The organism is Blastococcus sp. SYSU DS0973, from assembly GCF_054051055.1.
Window position 1 is genome coordinate 224353 of sequence record NZ_JBJHAN010000006.1, and the last position, 23442, is coordinate 247794.

The window sequence follows — 23442 nt, forward strand, 5'->3', positions numbered from 1 at the left end:
CCTCCCAGCCGCCGGGCCATGTCCGTCCCTCTCATGCGCTCGGTCCACCGGTGACCGCGGGCTGCCGTTCCGGCACGATCCCGGCGTCACGCTCCTCCAGCAGGGTGTCCTGCTGCGCCGCGTCCAGGGTGCCGCCGGAGGTCCGGATCCGCCTGCTGGGCCAGCCCGCCGCACGGCCGAGCAGGGTGAGGACGGCCGGCGTGATCACCGGCCGGATGAGGAAGGTGTCGATCAGCAGGCCCAGGGCCATGATGAAGGCGACCTGCCGGAAGCTGTCCAGCGGGATGATCGCCACCATGGCGAAGGTGGCCGCCAGGATGACCCCCGCCGCGCTGATGGCGCGCGCGGTGGCCGGCATCGCCACCGCGATCGCCTCGCGCAACGGCCGGCGGGCCGCCTCCTCCCAGATGGACCCGACGGCGAACACGTTGTAGTCGGAGCCGAGCGCGAGCAGCAGCACGGCCGTGGTGAACGGGACGTAGAAGGTCAGCCCCGGGTCGTCGAGGAGCTCCTGGAACACCAGGACCGAGATCCCGAGGGCGGCGGCCACCCCCAGCGCACTGGTGGCCAGCAGCAGCAGGGGCGCCAGCAACGCACGCAGGTAGAGCGCCAGGATGACGAACTCCACGACCAGCGCCGCCAGCATGGTGCGCCGGAGGTTCTCCTGGGTGATCAGCGCGAGCTCCGCGGCGACCGCCGTCTGCCCGGCCACCCCCGCCGTCGCCCCCTCCACGCCGGCCTGCTCCAGCAGGTCGGGCAACCGGTCCTGGAGGAGGGCCAGGTCGTCGATGGCGTCGGCCGCCAGCGGATCGCTGTCCAGGATCACCACGAACCGGGCGAGGTCGCCGTCCGCCGAGAACACGATCCCGAACTCCTCGGGCAGCGGGTTCTGGGCGGCACCGAGCACCTGGGCCACGCCCGGCTGCGTCTCCAGCAGCTCCTGCAGCCGTTCCAGCGCGTCCCGCTGCTCGGCGATGCCGGGAGCCTCCACGAGCACCTCGGTGGGTGCCACGACACCGCGGACGCCGGCGTCGTCGAGGATCTCCGCTCCCTCCCGCACCGGATCGCCGGAGGGCAGCCCGGAGACGAACGACAGGTCCAGCCGCAGGTCCGACAGCGGCAGGGTCGCCGGCACCAGGACGCCCACCCCGAGCAGCACGGCGACCCAGGCGCCGCGGCGGGTGGAGGTCCTCCGCGCCATCCAGCGGGCGCCCCGTCCGGCCCGGCGGTCCAGTGCTCCGCCCCGCGCCACGCCCGACGGGAAGAACAGCCACGGCCCCAGGACGGCGATCACCGCCGGGACCAGGGTCAGCGAGACGACGACCCCGACCACGACGGTGAGCGACAGCGCGGGACCGAACGCCCGGAACAGCTCGAAGTCGGCCACCAGCAGCGCGGCGGTCCCGGCCGCGACGGTGATGCCCGCGACCGCGACGATCGGGCCGTCGGTGGTCACGGTGCGCCGGGCGGCCTCGTGCGGCGCCAGCCCGGTGTCCAGATGACGGCGCATGCCGGAGAAGAACAGGACGCAGTAGTCGGTGACCACGCCGATGAGCAGGGCGGCGGTGAGCGGCTGGAGCTGGTCGGGCAGCGCGAAGCCGAAAGCGGCGGCCGCCCTCGCGAGGAGGTGCACGGCCAGCAGGTAGCCGATCCCGGCGGCGGCCAGCACCACCAGGGGCGCCACGACCGACCGGAAGGTGAGCCCGACGACGACGGCGATGAGCACCAGGGTCGCCACCTCGAACAGGTGCAGCCGCGCCTCGAGGTGCTCGGCCTGCTGCACCCGCGCCGGGGTGATGCCCGTGACGTAGGTCTGCACGTCCGGCTGGTTGCGGAAGTGCTGGGCGTACTGGCGAGCCAGCGCCGTGCCGTCGGCCAGCGACGTGCCGCCGGTGGTGTACAGGTAGGTGACCGCCGTCTCCGGGGTGGAAGTGGGCAGCGGCACCGCGGCCACGATGTTCCCGTCGGCGGTCGGGGCCTCGCTGCGGAGGGTGGCCTGGGTGTGCTGGAGCGCCCACAGGGCGATGTCGGCCCGGGTGAGGGCACTGAGCCCGCCCGGATCGTGGACGACGACCGCGGTCTGGGACAGCACCGGAACGCGGAACTCGGTGAGGGAGCGCTGCTGCACCTGGGCTGCCTCGCTCCCGACGGGCAGCAGGCTGCCGAAGTTGTTGCTGCCGCCCCCGCCCGACGGCGTCGGCAGCAGCACGGCGGCGACGGCGGCGGCCAGCCAGAGGCCCATGACGATCCACCGGCCGGTCACCACGGCCGAGCGGAGCCCCCTGCCGACGGCGGACAGCCCTCGGACCGGCGCCCGCACCGCAGATCGCGCTGCCGACCGTGCAGTCAACACGGCCTCCCAGCCTGTGACCGGCACCGACTACCGGTGGTGGGAGGAGGGTAGGGCGATCCGGGACGACCTGCAGGCGGAAGGACATCCCCATGCCCGAGGACCGCACCGAGCCGACGTCCGGTGCCTCCGCAGCACCGGCCGCTGCCGACGAGCCCACCCTCGACCGCGAGGAATCCGGCGGCCGGCCGGGGCGCGCGCCGAAGACGTGGTGGCTGGTCGCCCCGGCCTTCGTCGCGGGCCTGTTCGGAGGCGCGATCCTGCTCGGATTGCTCCGCGAGGACCCGCCGCCGGTACCGGCCACCGCCGCCGAGTCCCCGGCCGGCACCGGTGCGGCCGAGCCGTCCTCGCCGGGCGGCGAGGGCCCGGGGGCCAGCGCCGAGATCACGGTGAACGAGGCCTGCCTGCGCGTCGTGAACGGGACCAGTGACCTGGTCGACGTCATCGACGACCTGGGCGACGCCGCGGCGGGCCTGGACATCTCCGGTCTGGACCAGGCGATCAGAGAGCTGCAGCCGCTGGAGGGACGGCTGCGCGACGACCTGGACGGCTGCGAGACCGACACCGCCCTGCCCGGCGACCTGCCGCCGCAGCCGGATGGCTCCGGAGCGCCGCGGTCGGGTGGGACCGCCCCGTCCGAGGCCTCCCCCACGACCGCCGGCCCGTCCGACTGAGGAAGATCCCCCCGCCGGGCAGCCGTCAGAGGAGGGCGAGCTCCGCGGCCAGGTCGTCCAGGCCCAGTGACCCCTGGGAGAGCGCGGCCATGTGCCACGCCTTGAGGTCGAAGCCGGCCCCCCGGGCCTGCTGGGCCGCGGCCCGCCCCTCGCGCCACGCCCGCTCGCCGAGCTTGTAGCTGATCGCCTGCCCCGGCATGCCGAGGTAGCGCACCAGCTCGCTGTCGAGGAAGGCGACGTCGGCGCCGGAGTGCTCGCCCAGGAAGGCCCGGGCGAGCTCGGGCGTCCACGGTCGCCCGCGGTGCTCGGCGAGCACGCCCTCGGCGTCGTCGGGCACCGGCAGCCCCAGGTGCATGCCGATGTCGATGACCACGCGCACCGAGCGCAGCTGCTGGGCGTCGAGGAAGCCCAGCCGCTCCGCCGGGTCGGCGAAGTAGCCCAGCTCGTCCATCAGCCGCTCCGCGTACAGCGCCCAGCCCTCGACGTTGGCGCCGACCGAGCCCAGCGAGGTCTGGTAGGTCGACAGTCGGCCGGAGACGTACGCCCACTGCGCCAGCTGGAGGTGGTGGCCCGGAACGCCCTCGTGGTACCAGATGGAGATCAGGTCCCAGAGCGGGAAGCGGGTGCGCCCCAGGGTGGGCAGCCAGGTGCGGCCCGGTCGGGAGAAGTCCTGCGCCGGCCGGGTGTAGTACGGCGCCGCCGCGCTCCCGGGCGGCGCGATCATCGCCTCGACCCGCTTCACCGGCTCGGCGAGGTGGAAGTGGGTGCCGTCCAGCGCCGCGATCGCCTCGTCCATCATCGACTGCAGCCGCTGGCGGATCGCCTCGGCGCCCTCGACCGCCGGGCCGTGCTGCGACAGCCAGCGCATCGCCGCCAGCGGCGTCGCCCCCGGCCGCACCCGCTCGGCCTCGACGCGCTGCTCCGCGAGGATCCGGCGGTGCTCGGCCCAGCCCCAGGCATAGGCGTCCTCCAGGCCCTGCCCGGCGCCCAGGTCCGAGCCGGTCCAGCGCCGGGCGGCCACCGCGTACCGCTCCCGGCCGACGGCGTCGGGGGTGCCCTCGGCCCGGGCGGCGTAGTCGTCCCGCAGGTAGTCCCGGATGTCGGCGACCGCGGCGTCGGCGGCCCGTGCGGCGGCGTCCAGCTCACCGCGCAGCGCCTCGGGACCGCCGGCGACGACGCCCGCGAAGTAGGGTCCGGCGAGCCACTCGTCGAGCTGGGCGACGACGGTGCGCACCTGCCGCGGCGCGGCGAGCAGCCCCCGCCGGCCACCCTCGGCCAGGGTCTCGCGGTAGCCGCGGTAGGCCTCGGGCACCCGGGCCAGGCGACGGGCCAGGACGGACCAGTCCTCCTCGCTCGCCATCGGCATCATGGAGAAGACCTGGCGGACCGAGTGGATCGGCGTGAACAGGTTGTTGAGCGAGCGGAACCCCTCGCCGGCCCCGTGCACGGCCAGCTCCGCCTCCAGCCGCTCGCGCAGCAGGCGGGCGCAGCGACGCTCCACCGGGTCGTCGTCGAGCGCCGGGTCGGCGGCCAGCACCCGGTCCAGCTCGGCGAGCGTGGCACGGGCCAGATCGGCCTCGGCCTCGAGGCCGGCCGGGCCGTAGTCGGGCAACCGGTCGTCGCCGGGACGGGTGCCCAGCGACGTGGCCACGATCGGGTCGAGGTCGCAGACGGCGTCGACGTAGCGGTCGGCCACCTGGCGTGGGGTGGCGGGGCGGGCGCCGGACGACGGGGTGGGGGCCTCCGGGGCGCTCACCGCAGCCGCTCCAGCCGGGCCGACATGATCGGGCGCAGCGGCTCCTCGCCGACGGCCCGGTCGATCGCGTACATCAGCGCGCCCTCGACGATGCCGTAGAGCCGCACCGCCCGGGTCACCCCGGGAGCGTCCGGGGTGCGGGCCACCACGTCGCTGGTCAGCTCCCAGCTCGTCGTCGTGCGCGCCGTGCCGACGTAGATCTCCACGAGCCCCTCGGGGCCGGCCACCAGCAGTTCGACGTCGTCGTTCCCGCGGGGGCGCCAGAAGCCGGACTCCCGCACGTCGGGGCCGACGATCTTCCCGTCGTCGGTCAGCCGCCAGGTCCGGGACTCGTAGGCGAGGAACCCCCGGCCGTCGTGGCCGAACCGGATCCACTGGCCGAACCGGTGGTCACCGCCCGACCCCGCCGCCTGCCCCTCGCCGTGCCACTCCCCCAGCAGGGGCAGCACCGAGAGCAGCTCCTCGGAGACCTCCGGCCCGCTGCGGACGTCGGCGGTGTCGGGCACCGGCAGCTCGGTTCCCCCGCTCATCGCCGCGCCCCCTCCGGACGGCGGGACAGGCGGACCGCGCCGTACCCCAGCGCCAGGGCGGACAGCGCCGTCAGGGTGACCAGGACCCAGGCAGAAACCATGGGAACCACCGTAGTGACGACGCGGATGCCCGGCGCAGCGCGCCGAGCCGGCGGGGGACGTGCGACTGCCCCGGCGGGACCTGCGGGCCGATGAGGTCCGCGGCCACCGCCGCCGCCCACCCGGACACGGTCCGCTTCATGGCCGCCCATGCCTTCCGACACATGCGCGCCCGCACGATGCCCTCGGTGCCGGTCTCCGCCGGCGGGCTGTCCGAGGTCGTCGGCCCGGTGAGCCCCCGTAGGGGTGGAGCTCGGCCATCCCCACGAGCACCCCGGCCCCCGCACGCCGGCGCCAGCCGCGTCCACCCGGCGGTGCTGGATGCCGTTCCCGGCGTTCCCGCCGTTGCGGATGGGGGGCGCTGCTCGCCTGGATCGGGATGCCCGGCGCAGCGGGCTGCGAGCTGTCCGGCCAGCTGGTCGGTCCGGTGCCCGCACCCACCGCTGGTACGACCGCGCCGTCGGGGAGGTGCCCGGCACGGTCGGCTTCCGACCGGCTGCGAGCAGACGGCAGTCGCGCCGACCCCCGGAATCGGGGAGTTCCGCTCCGCCCGCGTCCGGGAGCAGGCTGCCCCTCGGGGCGACGCAGCGGCGGACACCGACGTCCGGCCAAGCGGGGGGCCGGCGCTCCAGGACCCGGGGAGCACCCATGCACATGTCCAAGGCACGACTCCTGGCGGTGGCCTCCGCCGCCACCCTGGTCGCTCTCGGCGCTGCCGGGCCGGCGGCTGCGGGCGGCGGCTACGACCGCGGTCACGACCGCAGCCACGGCGCGGACGATGACCGGAAGCGCGACGACAGGAAGCACGAGGCGAGGAAGGACCACGAGCCACCCGCCGACTACAGCATCCAGGCAGCGGTCGACGCCGCGGGGCCTGGCGACACGATCCATGTCCCGCCGGGCACGTACCGGGAGTCAGTCACCATTCGAGAGGACGGCATCTCGCTGCGCAGCCACGGAGTGGTCCTCGAGCCCGCTGGGGCGGAAGCGACCGCCTGCGACGCCTTGGACGGACCGGAGACCGACCGCGTCTCCGGCATCTGCATCCTGGGGGAGATCGATCTCCAGACGTTCACGGCCGGCGATCGGGTCAGCGGGGTGAGCATCCGCGGCATCACCGTTTCCGGCGCGACCGGCGACGGGCTGGTCGCCGTGGCGACCGAGGACCTGAGCGTGCGTGACAGCCGCTTCACCGACAACGGCGGCTACGGCGCGGCCAGCTTCGTCACCGAGGGCACCAGCTTCCGCGGCAACAAGGCCACCGGGAACGCCGAGGCGGGCTTCTACATCGGCGACAGCGAGAAGGCCGACGCCGACGTCCGCGGCAATTACTCGGCAGACAACGAGATCGGATACTTCTACCGCAATGCCAGCGCCGGGAAGATGCGCGGCAACGTCGCCACCGGCAACTGCGTCGGCGTCCTGCTGCTCGCCGGAGCCCCCGGCCCGGTCACCGGCTGGGAGGTGCGGAAGAACGAGGTCAGCGCCAACAACACGGTCTGCGCGGGCAACCCGGAGGATGGGATTCCGCCCCTCAGCGGCGCCGGGATGGTCCTGGCGGGCGCGCAGGACGTCCGCGTGCGCGACAACGTGGTGCGCGACAACCACTCGGCCGCCGAGAGCGTCGTCGAGGGCGGCGTGGTCGTGATCTCGACCGACTCCCTGGCCGAGGCGGAGCTGGTGCCGGGGTTCGCCCCGAGCGGTGAGGTCGAGCGCAACGAAGCCAAGGGCAACGAGCCGGCCGACATCAACTGGGACGGGACCGGAACCGTCGAGTTCGGCGACAACCGGTGCCGGACGTCGATCCCCGGAGGACTCTGCGGCTGACCCTCCGCACACCGAGGCGCCCGCTCCGGCCACCGGCCGGGGCGGGCGCCGCCGTGTGAGCGCGCCGCCGGCCGGGAGTGAGGTGGAACCGACAGGCCGGGGCGCTGGTGAGGGCGGGGGGTCGTACGGCAGGCTGAGCGCAGCCCGGATCACCGGGACCGGACGGGAGGAGCAGTCATCGAGATGGCCGAGGCCGGCCGCGGCACCGCGTCGACCCCGGACGTCGAGGCGCTGCCGGGCACGCCGTCGTGGTTCTCGGTGCTGCACGACTCCACGTTCATGTTCGCCGCGGTGTGCGACACCGCCGGCACCCTGCTCTCGGCCAACCGGCTGTCGGTGGAGGAGTGCGGCTTCGACCGCCGCGAGCAGCTGGGCCGCCCCCTGTGGACGGCCGGCTGGTGGGCCGGCGACCCGGAGGTCCGCGACCGGATCCGCGCCTGGTGCCTCAAGGTGGCCGCCGGCGGGGAGCCGGTGCGCACGGTCACCGGCTTCTTCCTCGCCGACGGCGCGCGACGCACCGCCGACCTCACCCTCCAGCTGGTCAGCGAGGGCGCCGGGGCCGAGTACCTGCTGATCACCGGCATGGACATCACCGACCGGCTGCACTCCGAGCGGGTCACCGCCGAGGCCCGCGCAGCCGGGATGGAGGCGTCCACGCTGCGCCAGATCGCCACCGCCCGGGCCCGTGACCTGGAGGTGCTCCGCGAGACCGAGGCGAAGCTGTCCCGCGCCCTCGCCATCACCGAGCGGGTGCTGGCCAACGTCGCCGACGGCATCTACGGCCTCGACAGCGAGGGCCGGGTGGAGTTCCTGAACCCCGCTGCGTCCCGGCTGACCGGTTACCGGCCCGAGGAGCAGCTCGGCCACGACCAGCACGCCCTGGTCCACGCGCGGCGAGCCGACGGCTCGGAGTACCCCCGCGAGGAGTGCCCGGTGTGGCGGGCCCTGCAGACCGGCCGCACCGTCGTCGCCGACCACGAGACCCTCTGGCGCAGCGACGGCACCCCCGTACCGGTCGAGATGGTGGTGGTCCCCACCGTCGAGGACGGCGTGCACACCGGCGTGGTGGTCTCCTTCCGCGACCTCACCGACCGGCTGGCCGCCCAGCGCCAGGCCGCGGAGCTGGAGGCGCTCGCCGCCCGGACCGCCGCCGACCGCGCGCTGTCGGACCGGCTGCAGCAGTCGCTGCTCACCCCGCCGCCAGAGCCCGACCACCTGCAGATCGCCGTCCGGTACAGCCCGGCCGCGCACGAGGCGCAAGTGGGGGGCGACTGGTACGACGCCTTCCTCCAGCCCGACGGCGCCACGATGCTCGTGATCGGCGACGTCGTGGGCCACGACAGCAGCGCCGCCGCTGCGATGGGCCAGGTCCGCGGCCTGCTCCGCGCCCTCGCCTACGCCGAGGAGAACGGCCCGGCGGCGACGCTCACCCGGGTGGAGCACGCCGCTCGCGGGCTGGCGGTCGCGACCCTGGCGACCGCCGTGCTGGCCCGCATCGAGCGCCACCCCGACGTGCCGGTGAGCGGCCGCCGACTGCTCCGCTGGAGCAACGCCGGGCACCTGCCGCCGATCCTGCTGGCCCCCGACGGCACGGGCACCCTGCTCACCAGCCGGCCGGAACTGATGCTGGGCATCGACCCGGACGCGCCGCGCAGCGACCAGTCCGTCGACCTGCCCGACGACCACACGCTGCTGCTGGTCACCGACGGCCTCGTCGAGCGCCGCGACATCGACCTCGACGCGGGGATCGAGCGGCTCCTCGACGCCCTGCGCGACCTCGGCGCGACGCCGCTGGAGGAGCTGCTGGACACCGTGCTCGCCCGGCTGGTCCCCGAGGCCGGGGCCGACGACGTCGCCATCGTCGCCGTCCGGGCGTTCCCCGAGGACCGGCCCCGGCCCGTCGAGGCCGGCCCGAACCGGCTGCCGCCCGGCGTGGACTGAGAGCGGACCTCCGCCTCCCCGCAGGACGACGGCCCGCCCCCCCGGAGGGAGACGGGCCGTCGTGGCCGGATCTCGCTAGTCGATGGCGACGGTCGTCTCGTTCAGGCCGACCTCGGCGGCGAGCACGCGTTCGCCCTTGCCGACCGCGGCCAGGGCGCGCAGCTTCCACTTCCCCGGCGCGGCGAAGAACCGGAACTCACCCTCGGGGCTGGTGACGACCTCGGCGGTGAACTCGTCGGTCGAGTCCAGGAGCCGGACGTAGGCGCCCGCCACGGGGGCGCCGTCGTGCCACACCGAGCCCTGGATGACCGTCTGGGTGCTCAGGTCGATCCCCGCGAGGGAACCACCCTGCTTCGGGGCTCCGCACATGTCAGCTCACTTCTCGATCGGGACGCCGACGAGCGAGCCGTACTCGACCCAGCTGCCGTCGTAGTTCTTGACGTTCTTCTTGCCGAGCAGCTCCTGCAGGACGAACCAGGTGTGGCTCGACCGCTCGCCGATCCGGCAGTAGGCGATGGTCTCCTTGCTGTCGTCGAAGCCCTGCTCGGCGTAGAGGGCCGCCAGCTGCTCGTCGGACTTGAAGGTGCCGTCCTCGTTGGCCGCCTTGCTCCACGGGATGTTGATCGCGGTGGGGACGTGGCCGGCCCGCTGCGACTGCTCCTGCGGGAGGTGCGCCGGGGCGAGGATCTTGCCGGAGAACTCGTCGGGGGAACGGACGTCGACGAGGTTCTTGCTGCCGATGGCGGCCACGACCTCGTCGCGGAACGCGCGGATCGACAGGTCGGGCTCGGAGGCCCGGTACTGGGTGGCCGGGCGCTCGGGAACGTCCTTGGACAGCGGGCGGCCGTCCAGCTCCCACTTCTTGCGGCCGCCGTCCATCAGCTTGACGTCGCGGTGGCCGTAGATCTTGAAGTACCAGTAGGCGTACGCGGCGAACCAGTTGTTGTTGCCGCCGTAGAGCACCACGGTGTCGTCGTTGGCGATGCCGCGGCTCGACAGCAGCGCCTCGAAGGCGGTCTTGTCGAGGTAGTCGCGACGCAGCGGGTCCTGCAGGTCCTTCTTCCAGTCCAGCTTGACGGCGCCCTCGATGTGGCCGCCGTCGTAGGCGCTGGTGTCCTCGTCCACCTCGACGAAGACGATGCCGGGCTGGCCCAGGTGCTCCTGGACCCAGTCGACGGTGACGAGCACGTCGGTGCGACTCATGTGTTTCCTCCGTGGATCGGTGTGCGGGTGGTCGGCGCGGGCCGGCACGGCCCGCCGGGGATCAGGTGCAGCTCACCGCCGCACGCGGGTGCGGCAGGACGGTGCTGTCATGTGCGGGGAAGACCTCCGGACGGCGGACGGGGCGCGTCTGGTCGGTCGGAACCGACCTCAGGAGGTCGGACAGAGGCAGCTGCCGACGCGGCACAGGTCGACTGTGCGGCGCGAGGTCAGCAGGGTGCCCACGGCGCGAGAGTAGCCGATCACACCCGCACCCCCGCACGGGCGTCTACCAGAGCGGTCAGCTCCGTCGGCCGCGGCGCGCCGCTGCTGCGGCCGACGACCCGGCCGCAGCGGTCCAGGTAGAACAGCGTCGGGGTCTGCCGCACGCCGAGCTGCCGTACCTCGGCCAGGTGGCTTTCCGCGTCGACCTGCACGACGGCCAGCCCCGGGCGGGTGGCCTGCAGCTGCGCCAGCCGGGCCTTGGTCGCCCGGCAGGGCCCGCAGAACGCGGTGGAGAACTGCACGACGGTCAGGTCCGCCTCGGCCGGGCGCACGCCCAGCCGTGCGAACACCGCCGTCGCCCCTGCCTGCCCGTCCACCCCGGGTGCAACCCGCCTCGTCCGGCGGGCTATTCCGCCCGGAGAACCGCATCCTCGGCCGTCACCCGCACGTCGATCCCGTCCTCGGCCGGGGTCACGCCGGTCAGCCGCAGGCCGAACGGCAGCTCCACCGGGTACCGGAGGTCGAGCAGGTCGGTGACCCGCCCGACCAGGACCCGCGGGATGTCGACCCCGGCACCGGCGGCCCGGTCGACGTCGACGACCAGCTCGTTCCCGTCCACGGCGACCGTGCCGCTGGCGGTCAGCGGCAGGGTCTGGCCCAGCAGCTCGACCGTCCGGGTGATCCGCAGCCCGTCCCCCTCCCGCTCGAGGACCGCGTCGCCGCCGATCTCCCGGGCGAGGAGCGCGTAGGACAGCGTCGCCGTGCCGTCGATGCGATCGACCGGCACCTCCGACACCTGCCGGGAGAGGACCGCCGACAGCGGCAGCCGGACGCCGCGGAGGGTGACGTCGGCGCGGGTGCCCTCCGGCTGCCCCAGCTGCTCGGCGGTCAGGGCGATGTGCACCTCCTGGTAGCGCCCGCCGACCGCCTGGGTCAGGAACGGGAAGCCCCGCACGTCCACCTCCGGCCGGCCCGCCAGGTTCCCCCCGGCCGCCAGCTGCTCGGCGACCTGCCCCTCGGCGACGCCCACCGCCACCCGGTCGAGCAGGGCTCCGAGGCCGACGAGGAGGACGAGGAGGACCGCGAGGACCTTCACAGCACCGTCAGCAGGCCGAGCGCCACCGGAGCGCAGGCCGCGAACGGCAGCACGACCTGCACGACCGTCGGGGCCCACGGCGACAGCGCCGCCGCCTCCCCCTCGGCCGTCGTCTCGACGGCGAGGTAGCTGCCGGCCACGGCGACCAGCGCCACGATCCCGGCGACCGCGACGCCGACGGCCAGTGCGCGCAGCATCCCCAGGTCGGCCGGCCCGCGGACCGCCCACGCCGTCGCGGCGCCGGCGAGCACCGCCAGCACGGCGCCGGTCAGCCCCCGGGGGACACCGGGGGCGAGCTGCGGCCGCGGCAGCACCTGGTCGGTGAGGTGGCCGACGAGCAGGGCGGTGCCGGCGACGAGCGCGGTGGCCACCAGCCGGCCGTCGTCGGAACGGGCGAGCAGGAGCAGCGCCGCGAGCGCCCCCACGGCGGTGAGCAGCACCGCCGACCCGGCCAGCGAGTCGACCAGGTCGTGCCGCGGCGAGCGCAGCATCTGCTGCAGGACGGCGGCGAGAAAACCGACAGCGAGGACGGCGAGCAGACCACCGGGTTCCGGGTCCTCGGGCAGGACCATGGCCAGGTCGGCCGCGACGGCCGCCGCCGTGCCGACGGCCAGGGACGCCGCGAACCCCTGCATGCCGGTGGCGAGCACCCAGGACAGCACCAGCGCCAGCTGCAGCGCGAGCACGGCGGCCAAGGCCCCCAGGTCGCCGAGCGTCGCCGGGAGCCCCGCCAGCAGGCCCGCCGCGACCACCGCCAGGCCGGCCGCGGGCAGGTGGTGGGGCAGGGCCGGCGTCGGCAACGGGACGGCGCTGGAGCTCACGGGTCGATCGTCTCAGAAGCCCCGGCGTCCGATCCGCTCGACGAGCGGGGACGGCGAGCCGCAGGGGGGTACCGCAGCGCCCGTGGCGACGAAGGACGTCAGCAGCCGCGCCCGACGACCGGGTCCCCGGCGGTCCGGGCTCGCCGGCGGACACGTCGGCTATCCTGCACTCTCACCGCGACAGCGTTGTCGTAGGTCCGGCCGGTGCCCGCCGGCCCTGGACCCCTGAGGAGACGACATGCGACTCGTGCTCATGACTTCCGCCCGCCAGGCCACGACCGAGGTGCTGCCCGCCCTGGGGCTGCTCGGCCACCAGGTCCGGGTCGTGGCCCCCGAGCTCTCCAGCCTCCTCGACGGCGACTCCGGCGACGTCGTGCTGGTCGACGCCCGGCACGACCTCGTCCAGGCGCGCACGCTCTGCGGGCTGCTCTCCTCCACCGGGGTGGCCGCCGCACTGGTCGCGATCCTCTCCGAGGGCGGGCTGGTGGCCCTCTCCGCCGACTGGGGGGTCGACGACGTGCTGCTCGACACCGCCGGCCCCGCGGAGGTCGACGCCCGCCTCAAGTGGGCGACCGCGCGCCGGCTCGCCGCCGCCACGCCCGCGGACGGCGGTGACGGCGGGGTGACCCAGGCCGGCGAGCTGGTCATCGACGAGCACAGCTACTCCGCCAAGCTGCGCGGCCGTCCGCTCGACCTCACCTACAAGGAGTTCGAGCTGCTGAAGTACCTCGCCCAGCACCCGGGCCGGGTCTTCTCGCGAGCGCAGCTCCTCCAGGAGATCTGGGGCTACGACTACTTCGGCGGCACCCGCACCGTCGACGTCCACGTCCGACGGCTGCGGGCCAAGCTCGGCACCGAGCACGAGGCGCTGATCGGCACCGTGCGCAACGTCGGCTACAAGCTCGACCAGCAGGTGGCCGACGCCACCGCCAAGGCCGCCCGGGCGGAGAGCGACGCCGAACTGGTCTGATGACCGGGTGAGCGCTCCTCTCGACGTCGACGGCGTCCTCGCACTGCTGCGCGCCGCCACGGCGGCCGACGGCGTGCGCCCGGTCTCCGAGGAGGCCGAGCTCCGGCTCCAGCACCGCTCCCCCGGCGGGCACGACGTCGTCGTCCACGCCGACGACGGTGCCCTGGCCGGCTACGCGCGGCTGGACGACGGCTCCGCCGAGCTGGTGGTGCACCCCGGGCGGCGACGGCGCGGGCTCGGCACCGAGCTGCTGCGCCGGCTGCTCGACCTGGCGGGTGACCAGCCGCTGAGCATCTGGGCGCACGGCGACCTGCCCGGCTCGGCCCAGCTGCTCGCCCCGCACGGCTTCGAGCGCGCCCGGGTGCTGCTGCAGATGCGCCGGGACCTGGCGGGCATCGACCCGGACCCCCGGCCGGAGCTCCCCGCCGACGTGCGGGTGCTGCCCTTCCGCCCCGGCCGTGACGAGGACGCCTGGCTGCGGGTCAACGCACGCGCCTTCGACTGGCACCCCGAGCAGGGCCGGATGACCCGCGCGGACCTCGAGCTGCGGGAGGCCGAGCCCTGGTTCGACCCCGCGGGCTTCCTGATGGCCTGGCGCGGGGACCCCGACGAGGGCGGGGAGCTGCTCGGCTCGCACTGGACGAAGGTCCACCCGCCCGGTGACGCCGCCGAGGAGGCGGTCGGCGAGGTCTACGTGCTCGGCGTCGACCCGGCAGCCCAGGGGCTCCGGCTGGGGCGGGCGCTCACCGACCTGGGCCTGGCGCACCTGCGCAGCCGGGGGCTGGGGCAGGTCCTGCTCTACGTCGAGGAGGACAACGCGGCGGCGGTCCGGCTGTACGAGAACCGGGGCTTCCGCCGGTTCTCCGTCGACGTCTCCTGGCACCGGGAGCCGCGAGCCTCCTGAGTCCTTGGCCTCCGGGGCCAGCGGTCAGGTGGACGAGCCGGCGCTCCGGGACGCACCACCAGCGCGCGGAGCCGGCCGGTCGTCGTCCTCCCCGATCAAGTGCTCACGGATGAACGCCTTGGGGTGATACCGGCGCAGGTCGACGTTGCGGAACTCGTCGAAGTCCTCGCCCAGGCTGTCGTGCAGCTGTCCGCGCACACCGGTCACCGCACCCCGCACCCGCTTGAGACCACCGGCCACGTCCTTGGCCAGATCCGGCAGCCGCTCCGGGCCGAAGATGAACAAGGCCGCAAGACCGAGGACGACGATCTCGCCCCACCCGATGGAGTTGAACACCGGCGCTCCTCTCAGGGTCGATCAGGACGGGACGGGGGGTCACCCCGGCACGGGGACCGCATGCCGGGTGACGACTTCGGCGGCGATCTCCTCGCACCAGGCACGTACGGCCCGCCAGTCCCGGAAGTCACCCACCACGGCGTGGGCAGGCCAGCCGGCACGCTCGGCGGCGGACAGCACGCGCCGTTCCAACCGGCCGGGGAAGACCCGATGATCGAGCGCATCGATCCAGTCGCCGATCCGACGTCCGTCCGGGTCATCGTCGGGAGGCCCGGGCCGGTCGCCGACCAGCCCGCTGGAGAACAGCCACGTCGATCGGCCGCGCAGCTCCGGAGCGACGGCACCGACGTAGCGCCGAGCCGGCTCCAGCCAGCGCCCCGCGTAGACGGCGCTGCCGAGCACGACGGCGTCGAAGTCAGCGGGGTCGGGCCGCAGCTCCACCGGTGCCAGCACGGTGGACAACCGCCCGATCCGTCCCGCTCGGCTGGCAGGCAACGACTGCGCCAGCGCGGCGGCGATCTCCCTCGTCGCCCCGTGCCGGCTGGCGAAGGCAACGAGCACCCGTGGGCCGCACCCGCCGGCACCCACCGCGGTGGACCCCAGGCAGCGGAAGGATCGCGGCGGAAGGTCGTCGGTGGCAGGAGGGGCGTCTGACCTCGGTTCGACGACCATCGCCGGCCCGGCAGTGAGTCGGTCCATGGGGACGGACGCTATGCGGCAGAAACGGCACCCGCGTGAACGCGGGGGGAACAGCCGCCGGTCCCGGTCCGGGTGGCCGGCCGCGATCCCCCGCCGGTCGTCGGGCACACCCGGGCGACGAAGGCGGGCATCTCTATCGGCAGTGCGTCGCCGAGGTCGAACGTGGGTCGGCCACTGTTGTCCGGGGGTTCGTCCGGCGGCCGCCTGCCCGCCGCCCGCCCTGCCTAGCGTCGGCCGCGCCCTGGAACCATCTAAGGAGAAGCGGTTCATGACCACCTCGTTCGATCGACGCAAGTTCCTGCAGCGCGGCGCGGCCGTGACCGCCGGGACGGTGCTGGCAAGCGGCACTCAGCTGCTGGGAGTGCACGGCGCTCTCGCGGCCCCCGGCCGCCGCGGCCAGCAGCTGCAGGCCCCGAACAACGGCGGCTACGGCCCCCTCCAGCCCACCCTCGACAAGACCACCGGCCTGCCACTGCTGCATCTGCCCGCCGGCTTCGAGTACGCATCCTTCGGCCACGCCGCCACCTACGCCACGACGCTGGAACTGCCCACCGCGGGCTCGGACGGTCATCCGACCCCCGGCCGGCACGACGGCATGGCCGCTTTCCCGGGCGGGAAGGATGGCGTCGTCCGACTCGTGCGCAACCACGAGCAGGGGTACGCCCCGACGGATGCGGCCCAGGAGTCGGAGGATTACACCGGTGAGGAGTACGACGCGACGCTCATCGGTAACCGGGAGAACGCCTATGACCCCCGGGCGGCCGGCGGCACGACGACGATGACCTTCGACACGCGTTCGCTGACGCTGGTCGACAGCTTCATCAGCCTCAACGGCACGTCGGTCAACTGCGCCGGTGGGCCGACCCCGTGGGGTTCCTGGCTCACCTGCGAGGAGACCGTCAACGGGACGCAGAACGGGTTCATCAAGGACCACGGTTACATCTTCGAGGTGCCGGCCGACGGTGGTCCGGTCGAGGATCCCCAGCCGTACCGGGAGATGGGCCGCTTCGCCCACGAGGCCGTGGCCGTCGACCCGGCCACCGGCATCGTCTACGAGACCGAGGACAGCGGCCAGACGTCGGGCTTCTACCGCTTCCTGCCCAAGGAGCCCGGCAACCTCGCGGCCGGGGGCGAGCTGCAGATGCTGGCAGTCAAGGGCTCGCCGCGGCGCTACACCTTCGCCGGCGTCCGCGACCAGGTCGGCAAGCCCATGCCGGTCGAGTGGGTCACGATCCAGGATCCAGATCCGACCGACATCACCTCCGAGAGCGTCTTCAACCAGGGGGCCGACCGCGGCGGAGCCGCCTTCGCCCGGCTGGAAGGGTGCTGGTACGACGGCGGCAGCATCTTCTTCAACGCCACCAGCGGTGGTGACGCCGAGGCGGGGCAGGTGTGGGAGTACCGGCCGCGGGGCCGCTCCGGCGGCCAGCTGATCCTGCTCTTCGAGTCCCCGTCCCCTGACGTGCTCGACGCCCCGGACAACCTGACCGTCAGCCCTCGCGGCGGTCTGGTCCTCTGCGAGGACGGGGACGACCAGCAGTACGTCCGCGGACTCAACGAGCGCGGCGAGATCTTCGACTTCGCGCTCAACAGCATCGAGGGCGAGGAGGGCGACGTGAACAACGAGTTCGCCGGGGCCTGCTTCAGCCCCGACGGCGAGGTCATGTTCGTCAACATCCAGACCCCCGGTGTCAGCTTCGCCATTCGCGGTCCCTGGGAGAAGGGCGCGCTCTGACCCCCGGTGCGCCGGCGCGGCTGCTCGCCGCGCGCTGATGGCCTGACCAGCCACCTCTGCGCCCCGGTATCCGTCTCGGGTACCGGGGCGCAGTCGCGTCCCGCCGACCCCCGCCCCGGGTCCTCCGGTGGCGTCGCCGGTCGCCCGGGCACCGTGCAGTCCGGCTGGGGTGGTCGCCTGCCCGGCGAGATCCCCGGCGTCGGTGACCGGCCGGTGCGGGAGCCGGGGAGGACGAAGAGGAGCGTTCCGCGCCGACCCCGGTGGGACCCACGTGGCGCACACGACCCTCCCGACCTCACGGACCGTCACCGTCACGACCGGGGCGGCCCCGCGACGACCGGGCAGGGGCTCGCAGGCTTCGGGCACCGCCCGCTGGACGCCGGTCCAGCCCCACTCCGTCCACGGGCGCTCAGCCCAGGCAGGTCGCGGGCGGCGACCACCAGGTCGTCCGGCGGACCCCGCTCTCGTCACGCCGCTGCGACCCGGACGGGCCCACGCCCACGTGGACACCCGGTAGGTCGCTCCAGGGATCGGTGCAGCGCGGGTGGCCGACCCCCGGGCCCGGCCACGAGTGCCGGCCCACGCAGGACGGGGCCTTCTCGGAGGATCCGCCCTACCGGATGATGGTGACCGGCGCCTGGCGCAGCGCCCTTCCCAGCCACTCCGGGAGCAGGGCTCCTCGGTATGGCGCCGCCAGGCCCAGGAGCCGCCACCGGGTCTCCGGCCCGACCGCCGTGCCGTCCACGGGAGCGCCCGCTACGACGAACCGCGCGTGCGCTCGACGAGATCCGGCTGCGGCACGTCGAGCCGGGAGGGAGCGGCGTCGAGAGGCGATGCCTCGTCGTCGGCGACGTCGTGGAAGGACTCGATGGCCGCCCGGCGGGCGCGCCGCTTGTCCACCGATCGAGCGATCTGGATGGCCATCTCGAAGAGCACCGCCATGGGTAGGGCCATCACCAGCATGGTGAACGGGTCCTGTGTCGGTGTCACGAACGCGGCGAACACCAGGGTGAGGAAGAAGATCCACCGGCGCGACTGGGACAGCGCCTCGTACGACAGAACGCCGACCAGATTCAGGACCACGGCGATCAGCGGAAGCTCGAAGGACATCCCGAAGGCGACGAGCAGCGAGATGACGAAGCCGATGTAGTCCTGAGCGGTGAGCGCCACCACGACGCCGTCGCCGGCCAGGCCCAGGAGCAGCCGGAGACCAGCAGCGAGGGACAGGTAGGCCAGAGCGGCGCCGAGGGCGAACAGCGTCGACGATGCGGCGACGAAGGAGACCCCGTAGAGCTTCTCGTTCCGTTTGAGCCCCGGCGTGAGGAAGCGCCACAGCTGGAACAGCCAGAACGGTGCAGAGATCACCACGCCGACGATGAAGCTGATCTTCAGGCGGATCAGCGCGCCACCGAAGACGTCGGTGATCAGGAGCCCGCAGCCACCATCGGCGTCGCTGTAGCGGAGGTGGTCGGGAAGGCCGCAGTAGGGGGCGCGGATGAAATCGCCGAGGCCCTCCTCGTACCACCAGAACGCCACAGCGGTGCCCATCAGGACGTAGAGCAGGGACCAGCCGACCCGCCTCCGCAACTCGGCAAGGTGTGCCGTGAGCGTCATCGACGCCGTGTCGTCCCGCCGCTCACGTCGACGACGTCGCACGTCCCTCACCTTCGATCGTCACGGCTTCGGTGGCGCGGTCCTCAGCGGGCGCTGTCGACGCCGGCTGTGGAGGTGCCCTCGCGCTCGGCAGCCGTCGACGGCGGGAGCAGCTCCCGGTGGGCCACCGCGGTGGATCCGGCGTCTTCAGCGACTACGTCCTTGCCCGGACCGTTGTCGTCCTTCATGCCCTTCATCTCGCCCTTGAAGATGCGCAGGGATCGGCCCAGCGATCGCGAGGCATCCGGCAGCTTCTTGTAGCCGAACAACAGCAGGACGGCCAGGAGGATCAGACCCATCTCCATCGGACCCAGGTTCATCGCGTTTCCCCTCGTCGTTCTCGTCTCCGGACAGCCCCCGGGGCGGCGACACCGCTCGTGCGGCCGCGACCCGCCCACTGCCGGGCACGCCGGCAGGCACTCACTGACGCTAACCGGGCCGAGGGGTGCGGGCGTGGCCGTTGAGGGGAGTCCCGATGAACCCCTGTCCACCCCCCGTTCACCGGGCCGACCCGTCCCGGCTCCGACGACAGCCGCGCCCCCCTCCGGGGGGTGACTCCGTGCGGGCGCGCCCTCACGCTGAGAAGGAGACGCTCTTCGGCGCGTCGTCGGGGACATTCTGGATTCCGGCCACCAGCTGTCCACCTGGGCCCGCCAGCGTGTCCTCGGGCGAGCCCTGTCGGGGCTCCCGGACAGCGAGGTTGCCTGTGATGCCTGCATCTGCCGTGCCGTCCTCCTCCAGCGGGTCGGCGCGCTACCGGACGTGCGTGGCACGACCTCACGAGGTTGCCGCCGCCCAGCGCCTGCGTCTCCGGGTCCTCGACGCCGGATGCGGGGCCCGGACCGACCCGGCCACCGTTCCGCAGCACGACGGGAACGAGTGGGACGACGTGTGCGACCACCTGGTCGTCTGGGACGAAGTCAGCGACGGGGTGGTCGGCACGTGCCACCTGCTCCCCCCGGAACGCGCCATGGCGCTCGGCCGCAGCTACGGCGACGGCCAGTTCGATCTCTCCCGGCACGCGCAGCTGCGGCCCTGGACCGTGGCAGCCGGGCGCAGGTACGTGCACCCCGAGCACCGCTCGGGAGCGGTGAGCAGCCACTTGTCGGCCGGCTTGCTGCGGTACGTCCTGGAGCGAGGACACCCGTACCTGGCCGGCCGCACGTCCGTTTCCCTCACCGACGGCGGGTCGACGGCGGCCGCCGTCTGGGACGTCGTCCGGACGCAGCACCTCGCCCCGGCCGCGCTCCGAGTGGTTCCGCACGTCCCGTTCGACGTCGAGGGCGTGGGGCGACCCCAACCGTTGGCCCTGCCGCCACTCGTGCAGGACTCCTTGCGCGGTGGCGGGGTCGTGTGCGGCCGGCCGGCCCACGACCGCGCCTTCGACACCGCCGAGTTCTACGTCGTCATGCCACTGGCCGACGTCGCAGCACGCGTGCTCGGCGGCCCCGGGAACGGCCGGCGATGAGCCTCCGAATGCCGGTGCCCCCGTGCGGAAGGGCCTGCACGGACGGTTCCGGGCCGCAGGTGGACCCGACCACCCGTCGCCGCCGTCTGCTCCGCCTGGTCCTGGCCGTGACCGGCGCGGCCGTCCGAATTCGGATCATGGCCCACGCCGGTGAGCGGGCCCAGCGGCGAGTGGCCGTCTGCGGTGCGGCCGGCGTGGTGACCGCTCTCGGCATCCGGGTCGAGGTGATCAACCCGTCAGTGCCGTGGCCCCGTACGGGGCGCGGGCATCTCGTCGTGAGCAACCACGTCTCGTGGCTGGACGAGCTCGCGCTGCTGGTCGCCGTCCGGGCCCTCCCGGTGGCGGACGCCGGGATCGGCGACTGCAAGCTCGTCGGGGGCCTGGCCCGGCGGCTCGGCGTGATCCTGGTGCACCGGGACCGTCTGCGGTCGGTGGCGGACAGCGTCGCGCAGGCCACTTCTCGGCTTCGGCGAGGGCAGTCGGTCTCCGTGCAGCCCGAGGGCCCCACCTTCTGCGGGGTCGAACTCGGGCGGTTCCACCCGGCCTTCTTCCAGGCCGCGGTGGACGCCGGAGCGCTGGTCTGTCCCGTTGCGATCCGGTACCGCGTCGCCGGCGAGGCGGCGACCACAGTGCCCTGCCACGTCCGCGACGACGCCCTGCCGCGGACCATGGCCCGGGTCGCTGCGGCGAGAGACCTGGTGGTCGAGGTCCACCTCCTGCCGGCACTGGACGCCACCACCGGCGACCGACGCACGCTCGCCGCGCTCGCCGAGTACGCCGTGGCCGGGGTCACCGGAGCTCAGCGGCCGATGGCGGCCTGCCACCCGGATCGACGCGCCTTCACGACATCGAGACCGTCCGTCACGCCACCGACTCCACGTCGTGCAGCAGAACTGCGGGAAGCCTCCCCCGGGCAGCGGCGGCTATTCTGATCGGACGGGTCGTGACCGTGGGTGACGCGGCCAGGCGCCCGGCCTGCTCCCCTCCAAGAGGTCGATGAGCACGTCGGGTCGGTGATGGGTTCGGGCAGTCGGCCTCGAGCGTGACCTCGCCGAGTGCTCCGGAGACGCCTCCGACCAGGGAATACGCCACGAACGGCCGGGGCAGGGCGGTGCGGGCGGGCCCCCGCAGCCCAGTGCTTCGTGCCGGGTGCGGGGACCCCCAGAACCCTGGCGAGGTCGGGCGGCGGCGCCGCGCTGCCCGCGACGCCGCCGTGCGGGGAGAAACGAACGCGCCACGCCTGCACTCAGCCGTGGCGCCGCTCAGCTGGTCGTCGACCAGCTCGGCGCCGGGCGGTGCGTGCTCCCGCGGCCAGGGGAACCAGCACCAGTATGACCGGGAGCAGGAACCACGCCAACGCGCTGAACGAGGGCTCACCCGAGGTCAGGGCAGCCGCTCCCGCGCTCCCCACGGCCACGGCCAGTGACGCCAGGACCAGGACTGTCACAGCGCCGTCGCCCCCACGGTCGGCGACATCCCGGCGTGGCCCCCGTGGGGGTTCCCCGTGCACGGTCATGAGCCGCGCGGCCGCTCCGGCCAGGGCTGTAGCCAGGAGCAGGAGCACCGATCCGACGAACACATCCACGGCCCCGTACTCGGCAGTCGACCGCTCACCTAATCGCCCCACGGTGTGGAGTCACCACGTGTTCACGCGCCGGCCCCCGCCGATCTACCGGTCGCCTTCCCACGACCGTCTGGGCCACCGAGCTGCCCAGATCGCGGCGTCTCCAGCCGGTGTTCGGGCCCTGACCCGACACCGGCAGATCACGACATGGGTAGGAGGCCGGGCGTGCCGGACGTCCGGTCCGGAACGCCACGAGAGGATCGTCGACCGTGACCCTGCCTCCCCGATTCCGTGCTGCCGACGGTTACGAGGGGGACATCATCGATCTGCGGCGATGGCGGTTCCCGGACCTTCCCGACGAGGACTGGGACGTCGACCGGGATCCGTTCGGCCACCTCCCGGCCCCAGTGGGTCATGACCTGGCCGTCGGCGGCTCCGGGGATGATCTGCACGACTTCGTTGCCGTGGTTGGCCTACCCTGTGCCAGGTGCCGCAACGTGGTACGAAAGCCGCCCGACGCCGGCGACACGAAGGTCGGCGACCTGGGCGACCCTCACGCCGCGACCCGATGCAGCCGGTGCGGCGCCTCGTCGATGACGTCGCGATAGTGCTGGATCAGCTGCCGGCCCAGAGCCTTCGAGGTACGCCCCTCGACCGAGCGCCTCGCCCGCACCCCCATCCGTCGACGGACATCGGGCCGGTCCTGCAGGGTGCGCACGCAGTCAGCGAAGCCGGCCCCGGAACCCGGTCCGACCGCTCGGCCGGGTAGCCGTCCCACTGGTCGAGGTTGTACGGCGCTCCTCCGACCAGCGGCGCCTCAGCGCCGACCAGCGTCGCGACGCCTTCGGCTGCCCGGGCATCGAGGGTGTTCGGGAATCGCACCGGGGCGATCATCACCGGGTTGCCCACCAGCTTCCACTGCACCCCGGTGTCGGCCAGCCCGTCGAGCAGGAATCCCCGCTGCCCGGGCCCGGTGACCGTGCGGTCCGGGTCGTTGAGTTCCGGGTCCACCGGCGAAGCCGCCTGCTCGTCACGGGAACTGCGCAGATCGAGCATCGAGAGGCTGGCCAGGTCGCCGAACTGCAGCCGCCTCCACAGGATCACGGCGTGCGGCAGTGGGTCACCGGAGGCGACCCCGTGCGAGAACCACGGACGGGAGGGTGCGGCGGAGGCACGGCCGGCCACACCGACCCCGGCCGCCGTGGCTGCGACGAGTGCCGTGCCGGCCGCGGCGCCCTAGTTGCAGCCCGCGACGCCGGGACAGCGGAGGAAAAGGTGCGGTCACGTCCGGCTCAATGCCCGACCAGCGGTCCGGGTTACGGCTGAGAACGACGGCGCATCGGACGTTCATCCACAATCTGCCAGCCTCGTCGGACGGCCTCAGGACCACCCGGCGAAGATCCTCCGCCGACCCCACCTGCTATGTCGAACGATCGGGATCCGCGACGAGGCGCGGAGCGATCGTCGCCCTGAACGCGTGGACCCGACTCCTCAGCGGCGATGAAGTCACGGAGTCGGCCGTCGCCCGGTTGCAGGCTGCCACTCGCTCATGTCCGGCTTGATGTTGTCGTGAGCGATCAACGCGATCCGCCGC

General features: G+C 73.7%; 21 protein-coding genes. 8 read left to right on the forward strand and 13 right to left on the reverse strand.

All coding sequences use genetic code 11. From position 1 onward, the window contains the following. Positions 1-31 precede the first annotated feature (31 nt). A complete protein-coding gene (locus ACI791_RS12585) occupies positions 32-2263 on the reverse strand; it encodes an MMPL family transporter (protein WP_456586340.1) in 2232 nt (743 codons plus the stop codon). Between the two features lie 179 nt (positions 2264-2442). Here ACI791_RS12585 and ACI791_RS12590 point away from each other — a divergent pair, with 179 nt between their 5' ends. Beyond that, positions 2443-3024, forward strand: a complete 582-nt coding sequence (locus tag ACI791_RS12590) for a hypothetical protein (protein WP_456586341.1) — start codon at positions 2443-2445, stop codon at positions 3022-3024. A 25-nt stretch (positions 3025-3049) separates the two neighbouring features. On the opposite strand, the gene ACI791_RS12595 is transcribed toward ACI791_RS12590, so the two are convergent. Both ACI791_RS12595 and ACI791_RS12600 read right to left on the reverse strand, forming a co-directional pair. Further along, on the reverse strand, positions 3050-4780 hold the full coding sequence (locus tag ACI791_RS12595; protein ID WP_456586342.1) for a DUF885 domain-containing protein: 1731 nt from the start codon (positions 4778-4780) through the stop codon (positions 3050-3052). Next, a complete protein-coding gene (locus ACI791_RS12600; RefSeq protein WP_456586343.1) occupies positions 4777-5310 on the reverse strand; it encodes an FABP family protein in 534 nt (177 codons plus the stop codon). The genes ACI791_RS12595 and ACI791_RS12600 overlap by 4 nt, the downstream gene beginning before the upstream one ends. Positions 5311-6063: 753 nt before the next feature. Between ACI791_RS12600 and ACI791_RS12605 the strand changes: the two genes are divergently transcribed. Both ACI791_RS12605 and ACI791_RS12610 read left to right on the forward strand, forming a co-directional pair. Further along, positions 6064-7236 carry a right-handed parallel beta-helix repeat-containing protein gene (locus ACI791_RS12605; RefSeq protein ID WP_456586344.1) on the forward strand — a complete coding sequence of 391 codons (1173 nt, stop codon included), beginning with the start codon at positions 6064-6066 and terminating at the stop codon, positions 7234-7236. Between the two features lie 183 nt (positions 7237-7419). Continuing rightward, positions 7420-9177 carry a SpoIIE family protein phosphatase gene (locus ACI791_RS12610; RefSeq protein WP_456586345.1) on the forward strand — a complete coding sequence of 586 codons (1758 nt, stop codon included), beginning with the start codon at positions 7420-7422 and terminating at the stop codon, positions 9175-9177. A 75-nt stretch (positions 9178-9252) separates the two neighbouring features. Here ACI791_RS12610 and ACI791_RS12615 read toward each other — a convergent pair whose 3' ends face one another. The 5 genes from ACI791_RS12615 to ACI791_RS12635 all read right to left on the reverse strand — a co-directional run bounded on the left by ACI791_RS12615 (position 9253) and on the right by ACI791_RS12635 (position 12519). After that, on the reverse strand, positions 9253-9546 hold the full coding sequence (locus ACI791_RS12615) for a DUF1416 domain-containing protein (RefSeq protein WP_347058137.1): 294 nt from the start codon (positions 9544-9546) through the stop codon (positions 9253-9255). 6 nt (positions 9547-9552) lie between these two features. After that, positions 9553-10380, reverse strand: a complete 828-nt coding sequence (locus tag ACI791_RS12620) for a sulfurtransferase (protein WP_456586346.1) — start codon at positions 10378-10380, stop codon at positions 9553-9555. Positions 10381-10640: 260 nt separating this feature from the next. Continuing rightward, positions 10641-10952, reverse strand: a complete 312-nt coding sequence (locus ACI791_RS12625) for a thioredoxin family protein (RefSeq protein ID WP_456586347.1) — start codon at positions 10950-10952, stop codon at positions 10641-10643. A gap of 56 nt (positions 10953-11008) precedes the next feature. Then, the gene (locus tag ACI791_RS12630; protein ID WP_456586348.1) at positions 11009-11698 is read right to left on the reverse strand and encodes an LmeA family phospholipid-binding protein; all 690 of its coding nucleotides are present in this window, start codon (positions 11696-11698) and stop codon (positions 11009-11011) included. After that, positions 11695-12519 carry a hypothetical protein gene (locus ACI791_RS12635; protein WP_456586349.1) on the reverse strand — a complete coding sequence of 275 codons (825 nt, stop codon included), beginning with the start codon at positions 12517-12519 and terminating at the stop codon, positions 11695-11697. The genes ACI791_RS12630 and ACI791_RS12635 overlap by 4 nt, the downstream gene beginning before the upstream one ends. Positions 12520-12757: 238 nt before the next feature. Here ACI791_RS12635 and ACI791_RS12640 point away from each other — a divergent pair, with 238 nt between their 5' ends. Beyond that, positions 12758-13489 carry a winged helix-turn-helix transcriptional regulator gene (locus tag ACI791_RS12640; protein WP_456586350.1) on the forward strand — a complete coding sequence of 244 codons (732 nt, stop codon included), beginning with the start codon at positions 12758-12760 and terminating at the stop codon, positions 13487-13489. A 7-nt stretch (positions 13490-13496) separates the two neighbouring features. Then, positions 13497-14393, forward strand: coding sequence for a mycothiol synthase (gene mshD / locus ACI791_RS12645; protein ID WP_456586351.1), 897 nt, complete (start codon positions 13497-13499; stop codon positions 14391-14393). Positions 14394-14417: 24 nt separating this feature from the next. Here mshD and ACI791_RS12650 read toward each other — a convergent pair whose 3' ends face one another. Then, entirely contained in the window at positions 14418-14729 is a 312-nt protein-coding gene (locus ACI791_RS12650; RefSeq protein ID WP_456586352.1) for a twin-arginine translocase TatA/TatE family subunit, read from the reverse strand. Between the two features lie 39 nt (positions 14730-14768). Further along, positions 14769-15698 (reverse strand): flavodoxin domain-containing protein, encoded by a 930-nt coding sequence (locus ACI791_RS12655; RefSeq protein ID WP_456586353.1) that lies wholly within the window; start codon positions 15696-15698, stop codon positions 14769-14771. On the opposite strand from ACI791_RS12655, the gene ACI791_RS12660 reads away from it, so the two are divergent. After that, a complete protein-coding gene (locus ACI791_RS12660) occupies positions 15697-17163 on the forward strand; it encodes an alkaline phosphatase PhoX (RefSeq protein ID WP_456586354.1) in 1467 nt (488 codons plus the stop codon). The genes ACI791_RS12655 and ACI791_RS12660 overlap by 2 nt on opposite strands. Positions 17164-17919: 756 nt before the next feature. Here the strand turns inward: ACI791_RS12660 and tatC are convergent. Both tatC and tatA read right to left on the reverse strand, forming a co-directional pair. Next, the gene (gene tatC / locus ACI791_RS12665) at positions 17920-18819 is read right to left on the reverse strand and encodes a twin-arginine translocase subunit TatC (RefSeq protein WP_456586355.1); all 900 of its coding nucleotides are present in this window, start codon (positions 18817-18819) and stop codon (positions 17920-17922) included. Positions 18820-18860: 41 nt separating this feature from the next. Beyond that, entirely contained in the window at positions 18861-19136 is a 276-nt protein-coding gene (gene tatA, locus ACI791_RS12670; protein WP_456586356.1) for a Sec-independent protein translocase subunit TatA, read from the reverse strand. A gap of 446 nt (positions 19137-19582) precedes the next feature. Between tatA and ACI791_RS12675 the strand changes: the two genes are divergently transcribed. Both ACI791_RS12675 and ACI791_RS12680 read left to right on the forward strand, forming a co-directional pair. Continuing rightward, complete coding sequence (locus tag ACI791_RS12675) at positions 19583-20284, forward strand: GNAT family N-acetyltransferase (RefSeq protein ID WP_456586357.1); 702 nt, start codon at positions 19583-19585, stop codon at positions 20282-20284. Between the two features lie 59 nt (positions 20285-20343). Beyond that, positions 20344-21216 (forward strand): lysophospholipid acyltransferase family protein, encoded by an 873-nt coding sequence (locus ACI791_RS12680; protein WP_456586358.1) that lies wholly within the window; start codon positions 20344-20346, stop codon positions 21214-21216. A gap of 1247 nt (positions 21217-22463) precedes the next feature. Here ACI791_RS12680 and ACI791_RS12685 read toward each other — a convergent pair. Beyond that, the gene (locus ACI791_RS12685) at positions 22464-22952 is read right to left on the reverse strand and encodes an alkaline phosphatase D family protein (protein WP_456586359.1); all 489 of its coding nucleotides are present in this window, start codon (positions 22950-22952) and stop codon (positions 22464-22466) included. Between the last annotated feature and the right edge of the window lie 490 nt (positions 22953-23442).